This is a genomic window from Alloyangia mangrovi (assembly GCF_002300555.2).
GTDB lineage: Bacteria > Pseudomonadota > Alphaproteobacteria > Rhodobacterales > Rhodobacteraceae > Salipiger > Salipiger mangrovi.
In genome coordinates this window covers 1-7,946 of the sequence record NZ_NTHN02000100.1, presented here as the reverse complement: position 1 = coordinate 7,946, position 7,946 = coordinate 1, and the positions used below count along the sequence as shown (strand labels likewise).

Genomic DNA, 7,946 nt, shown 5'->3' with positions numbered 1-7,946 from the left:
GTCTCGCCAGCCACCCACGAACCCGCGATCAGGTGCTTGCCGTGCGGGGTGAAGACGGATTTGTCGAGCATCGCAATGTCCTTTGTGCTGTCGTCGCCCGGAAGGGGCTCGGCTTGGATTCGCAGTTGGTATACCAGCCCGGGTCCGATGGGCGTCAAGCGCGGTTTCCCGCAACCTGCGGGGAAACGCGTCTTGGACCAATTTTCCGCTGCCCTTGAGGGCGCGGCGCCTGACGCAGGCGACCCTTTCTTGCACCTAAGGCCAAGGCGGGCCCGGACAGGTTCGATCTCCGCGTGTCCCTACAGGTTGGGGCGGGTGGAGTAGACGCACCGCTCGCCAGGTCCGTCCGGATGCCAGCGTCCGCCCCGCGTGGGCCCTTCAAACCGATGGCGCCAAGCGCATGCGCCCGGCGCAAGAAAGCACGGCTCCCGATCCGGGAGCCGTGCTTTGTCTTTGCCGGCAAAACTCCTGACCCCCAAGGGAGGCAAACCCCGCAGGGTAACATTCCCAAAGTGTTCAGTCAGATCATCCCCGGCCATGGCCGAATCTGGTCGCTCGGGCTAGCGCGAGTTCCTGTCTTCCCCCTTTGCGTCGGTCAGGGCGAGGATCAGGATCGCGATGACGATAAGAGCGGCCAACCCGACGATAAAGATATCGATGGTCATGGCAGCCTCCTTAAGTGCTTGGGATTTGAACGCCGCAACGCCGGGGCGGTTCCGGAACAGAATGTCGCACTTCCGTGTTAAGCTCCCGTAAACGGAGGAAAGGCAAGATCATGCTCATCTCGCTCTCGGACCTGCTGACCTGGCGCCTCACCGGGGGCGAGCGGGATTTCGTGCTGCAGGACCTGCTCTTCGATCCCGACGGTCGCAAGCTGGCCTGGGCGATCGTCGCGCCGGCGGGCTTCGCCACTGCCGAGCGGCTGCTGGTCACCGCCTCGTCGCTCGGCCTGCCCGAGGCCGAGGATCGCAGCCTGCCGCTTCATGTGACCGAGGAGGAACTGCAGCGCGCGCCGCACATGCAGGGCGGGCGCGAGGATATGCTGGCCCTCATGGCGACCATGCCGCCGATGGTGGTCGGCCCCTTCGGCTCGCCTTATGCGCCGCTGCAGGCTGAGACGCAGGATGCAGAGACCGATCCGCGCTGGCAGGCGGCTTTGGAGCGCTACGAAAGCCTCGCCGATTGGATCGGCAAGCCTGTCTTCGCGCGCGATGGCGAGGCCGGGCGGGTGAGCGACCTGCTTTATGATGCGGCGCGCGGCCAGCTTAGCCATATCGTCGTCGACAATGGCAGGTTCTTCCACCACGAGCGGCGGGTGGTGCCACTGTTCGAGATGGTCACCCATGCCGACCAGGCGCATGGCGGGCACATCGTCCTGGACCTCTCGCTGGCGCAGGTCGAGACCGCACCGAAAGTCGCCGACATGGTCGCCGCCTGAGGCGCCTCAGCGCTCCAAGAAGCCGGGCAGCGCCGCCTCAGCCTCGGCAGCGTCGAGCTGGCAGATGGCGTCGCGCCGCGCTCGCGCCGCGGCGACAAGCGCGCGGAAGAGCCGCCGGTGGGCACGGCGGTAGACGAGGTACTCGGGGTGCCATTGCACACCGAGCGCAAAGGGATCCGTCAGCCGCTCGACCGCCTGCACCATGCCGCCATCGTCGCGCCCGGCCACCCGCAGCCCCTCGCCCAGACGGTCCACCGCCTGCGAGTGCAGCGCGTTGACCCGCAGGCAGGCCGAGCGGGCGGTGTGCGAGAGCAGCGTGCCCTGCAGCACGTCCACTTTCTTGCGCGGCAGCACGGTGCGGTAGCGGCGCGAGGGGTGAACGGCATAGGCATCGCCATGCAGCGAGCCCCCGAGCACCACGTTGAGCATCTGCGCACCGCGGCAGATTCCGAGGATCGGCAGGTTGCGCTCGAAGGCGCCGCGCAGCACATGCTGCTCGAGCGCGTCGCGGTCCGGGTCCAGCCGGACGTCGAGCTGCAGCTCGCCGCCATAGAGGGTGGGCTCGATGTCGTCGCCGCCGCCGATCACCACGCCGTGCACGGCCTCGAGGTCAACCTCGCGGTGGCCGGTCTGCCAGCGCAACGCCCTGCCCCCGGCGAGCCAGACGGCAAAGGCCATGAAGGGAAAGACGCGCCAGCCCGAGCGACGCGAGACCGTGACCCCGATCAGAGGTCGCACAGCCCCGCCCCCTGAAGCAGCCGCTCGACCCGGAACGACCAGTCCATGCGGATCGAAGTGATCGACTCGCGGTGATCGCGCCAGGCGGCGCAGAGCCGCTGAAGCAGATCCGCATCCCCGGCCACCGTCTCGACCAGCACCCATCGGTTCCACTCCTGCGCCAGCGTCCAGCCGGGCTCGTCGATGCGGCAGTCCGGCAAGCGCCAGTGAAAGGTCGGCCGCGGCGAGACCAGCTCCATGTCCACCGCCGCGGCAACCCGGGCCTTGTCGATCTGGGCAAAGAGACAGAGCATGTCGAGGCCATGGTTCCGCGAGGGCGCGAGAGCCAGGTAGGTGTCGATCAGCTCGGTCATCGTGGCGGGCGGGCTCTCGGCGGCGAGCCGGTCGACCAATGCCCGTGGATACGGCGCGACCCAGGTCATCACCCGGCGGGTGAAATCGGTTCCGGCGGCGCGCTTGAGGTAATCCTCGAGCAGCGCATGGGCGGTGACCACCGGCATGACGTCCGCATAGCCCAGAGACACCGCCTCGGGGTTGAAATGCACCCCGAAAGCCGAGAGCACGCCGGTGCCCGTGCCTTCGGCCCCCGCTTCGCGCAGCGCCACGATGGCGCGGTCGAACTCGGAGATCTGGGACACCTCGAGCGGATCGCTCACGATCTCGACCGGCACCACGGCGCGGGCGAGGTCGCGGATCTGCCCGCCGACCCCGTCATGGTCGAGCCGCTCGAGCGGCTGGCTGTCTAGATAGACCTCGAAATCGCCCATGCCGCCGCCGCTCACCGTCCAGTGGCCGCGCCGGTCCTCGTGCGCCGAGCCGCCAAGCTGCTTGACGAGGATGCGCGCCACCTGCGCCTCGGTAAGGCCCGAGAATTCGATCTCGACGCCAACGCGCCGCGGCTTGCCCTCGGCGGTCTCCGGGCGCGGCAGCAGCCGCGGTGTGTCGAGATCAGAAGTCCGGGACATTGGGCATCGCCTCTGGAGTTGTCGGGTCGGGGGTGAATTCCACCAGCGCGAAGATGATGTGAACGCGGTAGTCGCCCGCTTCGGTCCAGTCCTGTTCGAGCGTGCCGCCGAGCTGGGTGGCAAAGGCCTGCATGAGCTTGGAGCCGAGCCCGGCGATCTCACCCGGGGCGCGTTGCGCGGCCGCCTCGCCAGGCGCGTCCTTGCGGGCGGAGTTGATCACCTCGAGTTCTGCCCGCCCCCTCGTGAGCCGCGCGAGGCGGATCGACACGCGGGTCACCCCATCGGCCCCCGGCCCGGCGTATTTCATCGCGTTGGTCATCGCCTCGGCGGTCAGCAGCGACAGCGGCACCGCCTGGTCGGGCACCGCCTCGATGTCGTCGGCGGCGATGGTCAGGTTCACCCTGCGCCCGCTCACCTCGGACATCTGCTCCATCTGTCCGACGAGGTCCTTGAGCAGGTTCCCGGCGTTCACATGGCCCAGATCCTCGGTCTGGTAGAGATTGCGGTGGATGGTGGCGAGACTGCGCACCCGGTCCTGCAGCCGCTGCAGAATGGCACGGGTCTCGTCGTTGCGGGACTGGCGGATCTGCATGTTCATGATCGAGGAGATGAGCTGCAGGTTGTTTTTCACCCGGTGGTGGACCTCCTTGAGCAGGATGGTCTTTTCGCGCAGCGCGTTTTCCTGCTGCGCCTCGTCGCGCAGGATGGCATCGGCCATGTCGAGGAAGTCGTCCTCCATGTCCGCAAGCTCGGCGGGCATCGCCTCGTCGCGCACCGCCGGAACCCGGCGCGACAGCGCAAAGGCGCGCATCCGGCGCGACAGCCGCTTGATATGGCGGATCACCAGCCGGTTCACCGCCAGGAAGGCGACGATCACCGAGGCCGCCCACATGAGGAAAGGCAGCGCGGCGGCCACGAAGGCCAGCCCGTTGACGCTGATCGCCTGGGCCTCGGCGTTCTCGCGGCTCCAGATGCCGACCGCGTGGATCATCCCCGGCACCAGCGGCGCGGCGGCATAAACCCGGGTCTCGCCATCGGCGCTGCGCGCGGCGAAGCTCTGCGATTTGCCGCCGACGAGGCTCTTGAGGTCGAGATCGGCCGGAAGGATGTTCGCAACCTGGTCGACGTCGCCGCGCGAGGTCAGGATCTCGCCCTGCTCGTTGATGGTGATGAGATCATGGAAATCATTGGGCCCCGGCAGATCGTGCCCGCGCGGCAGCAGCACCGAGGGCACCGAGAGCAGCACGTGCCCGGCCAGCTCGCCGCCGATGAAGTAGGGTTGCGCCACGACAATCACCGAACGTTCGCTGATCGGCCCGCGACGGTTGAGCCAGGCCGTGGCGCCGGGCTGGTCGACGATGTGAATCAGGCGCGGGAAATCCGCCACGTTCATCTCGACGCCGCGCGAGTTGCAGGACAGATCGCCCTCAAGCGTCATGATTGCTGCGAAGCTGTAACCCGGAGAAGCGCCAAGATAGCCGGCAAGCTGGTCCGAGCAGCTCTGCGGATCATCCATCTGTTGGCCCAGCGTCGCGCCGATCGCCTGTGCCCCGCCCTGCGCGCGCAGCACTGTCTCGCGCTCGCCGAGGGCGGCGGCCTCGGTCAGCGCAACGAGGCTGAGCTGCGAGCGCAGGCGGGTTTCCTCCGCCAGCTTGCTGGTCTGGAAATAGGCAACCACCCCGATCGGCACGAGCGCCAGCGACAGAAACAGGATGATACGGGCGGCCAGACCGGTGGGCCTTTGCCGCCAAACGCCCGCGACTGTTTTCATGACACCTCTATCCGATCTGCCCGTCTGCCGGACCGGCAGGATACGCGCCCTGCCGTGTCCCGGCTTATTCCCGGCGCCCCGAAGGACGCCCCACGTCACTAGCCGGCCCGGTGCATTGCCCCGGCGTCAGCCGAGGGCACCACTGGGACGGGCGCCCGAAACCACGGCCATCGTCGCTTGGTCGGTCATCTCGAGCTTGTCGTTGTCGTCCAGCTCGAGCAGCTCGGCAAGCCGCGCCCGCGCCCGGTTGACCCGGCTCTTGATCGTCCCGACGGCGACGCCGCAAGTCTCTGCAGCCTCTTCGTAGGAGAAACCCTGCGCCCCGACAAGGATCAGCGCCTCGCGCTGTTCGTCGGTGAGTTGCACGAAGGCTCGGCGGAAGTCGTTCATCTGCAAGCGGCCGTCGTGGGCCGGTTTTTCCGACAGGCTCTCGGTGAAGATGCCTTCGGCGTCCGAGACCTCGCGCCCGGCCTTGCGCCGGTTCGAATAGTAGGTGTTGCGCAGGATGGTGAAGAGCCAGGCGCGCATGTTCGTGCCCTGCTCGAAGGTGTTGATCTTGGTCCACGCCTTGACCAGCGTGTCCTGCACCATGTCGTCCGCCAGCGCGAAATTGCGCGTCAGCGAGAAGGCGAAGGCCCGCAGGGCCGGAAGGTGGGTGACGATCTCGTCACGAGGATCGGAACTCATGCACTGGCCCCGCCCGTTTCGTCGCCACCAGCGCCGCTCTGATCGTCCTGCGCGCGCAGTTGCGCGATCAAGTCGAGAAACCGATCGGGAACCTGTTCTTCAAGCATGTCCTGGTAGACACGTTTGAGGTTCTCGTCGATCGCCTCTGCCTCTTTTGAATTCCGCCGCGATTGTACCATTGCCGCCGTATGATCCTTGCCTTTGCAGTACGCAATTTCTGCATCTATCTTTGCCGTATCCGGGAACCAATGCCGAGGAACTGCGTTTGGTTCCCGAGAAAAGCGAAAAAAAGGACGTATTCATGACACAGGGTGATTTGGGCCAGACGATTGGCGCGGTCCTTCCCTACCTCCGCCGTTACGCGCGTGCGCTCACCGGCAGTCAGACTTCGGGCGACAATTACGCGGCGGCGACCCTTGAAGCGATCCTCGCCGATAGAAGTGGCCTCACCGGGGCATCCTCGCCCAAGGTGGGGCTGTTCCACGTGTTCCATGGCATCTGGGCCAGCACCGGTGCGCCGGTCACCGAAGAAGACGAGGGTCCCCGCGCCAAGGCGCAGGCCCGGCTCAAGAACCTCACCGCCAACAGCCGCGAGGCGCTGCTTCTGCACACCATCGAAGAGTTCAGCCTCTCCGAGGTCGCCGAGATCATGCAGACCTCCGAGAGTGAAGCCGGCGAGCTGATCACCCTCGCCCGCCGCGAGATGGCCGATGCGGTCACCGGCCGGGTGCTGATCATCGAGGACGAGGCGATCATCGCCATGGACCTCGAGAGCATCGTCGCCGACCTCGGCCACCGGGTCACCGGCGTTGCCCGCACCCGCACCGGCGCGGTCGAGCTTGCCGCCAAGGAGACGCCGGACCTCGTGCTGGCCGACATCCAGCTGGCCGACAACTCCTCGGGCATCGACGCGGTGAACGACATTCTCGGCGCGCTCGGCGATCGCCCGGTGATCTTCATCACCGCCTTCCCCGAACGCCTGCTGACCGGCGAGCGCCCCGAACCGGCGTTCCTCATTTCCAAGCCCTACTCCGAGGAGCAGGTCCGTTCGGCGGTGAGCCAGGCGATGTTCTTCTCGTCGACCGAGACGCTGAAGGTCTGAGCCTTTCGCGATGTCGCGCCAGGATTTGGCCAAAGAGAACCCCGCCACGTGGCGGGGTTTTTCTTTTCTTCCTACCGTTGCCCGCTGCGCCTTGCGCAGTGGTCGGGTCGTGACCGGGCGGTCTGAGCGGCCGCCCGCGCCGTGTCAGGCCCGGCGTACGAAGCGCATGATCAGCGTCACCACGAAGAGCACCAGGAAGATGAAGAACAGCACCTGCGCGATGCCCGCCGAGGCGGATGCGATGCCGCCGAAGCCGAAGATTGCGGCCACGATGGCCACGACGAAAAACAGAAGTGCCCAGTAAAGCATTGTCGTTCCTCCGATAAATGAAGACCTTGGTTGGCCGGCCAGATCAGACCGTGGCGCGCGACGACTTCGGACCGGCGATCAGCCAGATGATGAAGCCGAGCAGCGGCAGCACGATGATGAGCAGCGTCCAGAGCACTTTGGCCCCGGTGCTCGCGCTCGAGCCGAGCACCGAGACGATGGCCCAGATGTCGAGCACGAGGATGATGAATCCCCCGATCCCAGCGAATTCCATGGCGAACCCTCCTTTGGTCGCGACTTTGTGTCTTGCCGGAGCGCACGTCTTCCCAGTCCGTCGGCCGAAGCCTCGGGCTCCGCGGGAAGGCTCCCGCGCGATCCGTCCAGTTTGGTGATGTCGGCCCGGGGGACGCATCCTGCGCCTCGCCGTTCCGTCTCATGTCAAGAACACGCGATGGGGAAAAAGGTTCCGCGCGGTCAAACTGCCGCGAGCGGCATGCCGAGCCCGAGTCGGCGCGGCGGGCTCAGCATGCCCTTCGACTGCGGGCGCAAACATCCACGCGCCGGGCGGCATGCATCAGAATGTCACACCCCGGCCCGCTTGAAATGCGCGAGATGCGCGCGTGCTTGGCGCACTGCGTGACGTTACGTAAATATATTGGAAACCATCGCCTTTCCTTTCGGAACGCAAATATATTTACAAATTGCTGCAGTGCGGGGCAAATCATTTACAAATAAAAGCATAGTTTACCGAGGCTTATTTAAATCTTTGCGAACTGCGGTATGATGGCGTCAGGGATGGAAGAAGTCGCCGTGCGACTGTGGAGAAAATTGGAACGGTCTAGGGCCAGGTCGACAGATCCCTGCCCGCGACCCCAGGGAGGACATCATGAAAGACGACGCCCAGACTGCGACTGCAGGGACCTACGCCCCGTCCGAGGATTTCGTGGCCAAGGCCCATGTGGATGTGGCGCGCTACGA

The 7,946-nt window shown here is 66.0% G+C and carries 9 protein-coding genes; 2 read left to right on the top strand and 7 right to left on the bottom strand.

Features of this window, described 5'->3' with window-relative positions:
• The first annotated feature begins 775 nt into the window (after positions 1-775).
• Entirely contained in the window at positions 776-1,438 is a 663-nt protein-coding gene (locus CLG85_RS26435) for a PRC-barrel domain-containing protein (RefSeq protein WP_095881596.1), read from the top strand.
• 6 nt (positions 1,439-1,444) lie between these two features.
• Here the strand turns inward: CLG85_RS26435 and CLG85_RS26430 are convergent, their stop codons facing one another.
• The 5 genes from CLG85_RS26430 to CLG85_RS26410 form a co-directional block, all read right to left on the bottom strand.
• Positions 1,445-2,176, bottom strand: a complete 732-nt coding sequence (locus CLG85_RS26430; RefSeq protein WP_235865348.1) for a gamma-glutamyl-gamma-aminobutyrate hydrolase family protein — start codon at positions 2,174-2,176, stop codon at positions 1,445-1,447.
• A complete protein-coding gene (locus tag CLG85_RS26425) occupies positions 2,164-3,141 on the bottom strand; it encodes an amidoligase family protein (RefSeq protein ID WP_095881598.1) in 978 nt (325 codons plus the stop codon). The genes CLG85_RS26430 and CLG85_RS26425 overlap by 13 nt, the downstream gene beginning before the upstream one ends.
• Positions 3,125-4,912, bottom strand: a complete 1,788-nt coding sequence (locus CLG85_RS26420) for a sensor histidine kinase (RefSeq protein WP_095881599.1) — start codon at positions 4,910-4,912, stop codon at positions 3,125-3,127. The genes CLG85_RS26425 and CLG85_RS26420 overlap by 17 nt, the downstream gene beginning before the upstream one ends.
• Before the next feature lie 126 nt (positions 4,913-5,038).
• Positions 5,039-5,599 (bottom strand): RNA polymerase sigma factor, encoded by a 561-nt coding sequence (locus CLG85_RS26415; RefSeq protein ID WP_095881600.1) that lies wholly within the window; start codon positions 5,597-5,599, stop codon positions 5,039-5,041.
• On the bottom strand, positions 5,596-5,778 hold the full coding sequence (locus CLG85_RS26410; RefSeq protein WP_095881601.1) for a NepR family anti-sigma factor: 183 nt from the start codon (positions 5,776-5,778) through the stop codon (positions 5,596-5,598). Before CLG85_RS26410 ends, CLG85_RS26415 begins: the two co-directional genes overlap by 4 nt.
• A gap of 122 nt (positions 5,779-5,900) precedes the next feature.
• Here CLG85_RS26410 and CLG85_RS26405 point away from each other — a divergent pair, with 122 nt between their 5' ends.
• A complete protein-coding gene (locus CLG85_RS26405; protein ID WP_095881602.1) occupies positions 5,901-6,701 on the top strand; it encodes a response regulator in 801 nt (266 codons plus the stop codon).
• Between the two features lie 144 nt (positions 6,702-6,845).
• Here CLG85_RS26405 and CLG85_RS26400 read toward each other — a convergent pair whose 3' ends face one another.
• Positions 6,846-7,010 carry a DUF1328 domain-containing protein gene (locus CLG85_RS26400; protein WP_095881603.1) on the bottom strand — a complete coding sequence of 55 codons (165 nt, stop codon included), beginning with the start codon at positions 7,008-7,010 and terminating at the stop codon, positions 6,846-6,848.
• 43 nt (positions 7,011-7,053) lie between these two features.
• Positions 7,054-7,242, bottom strand: a complete 189-nt coding sequence (locus tag CLG85_RS26395; RefSeq protein ID WP_095881604.1) for a PLDc N-terminal domain-containing protein — start codon at positions 7,240-7,242, stop codon at positions 7,054-7,056.
• Between the last annotated feature and the right edge of the window lie 704 nt (positions 7,243-7,946).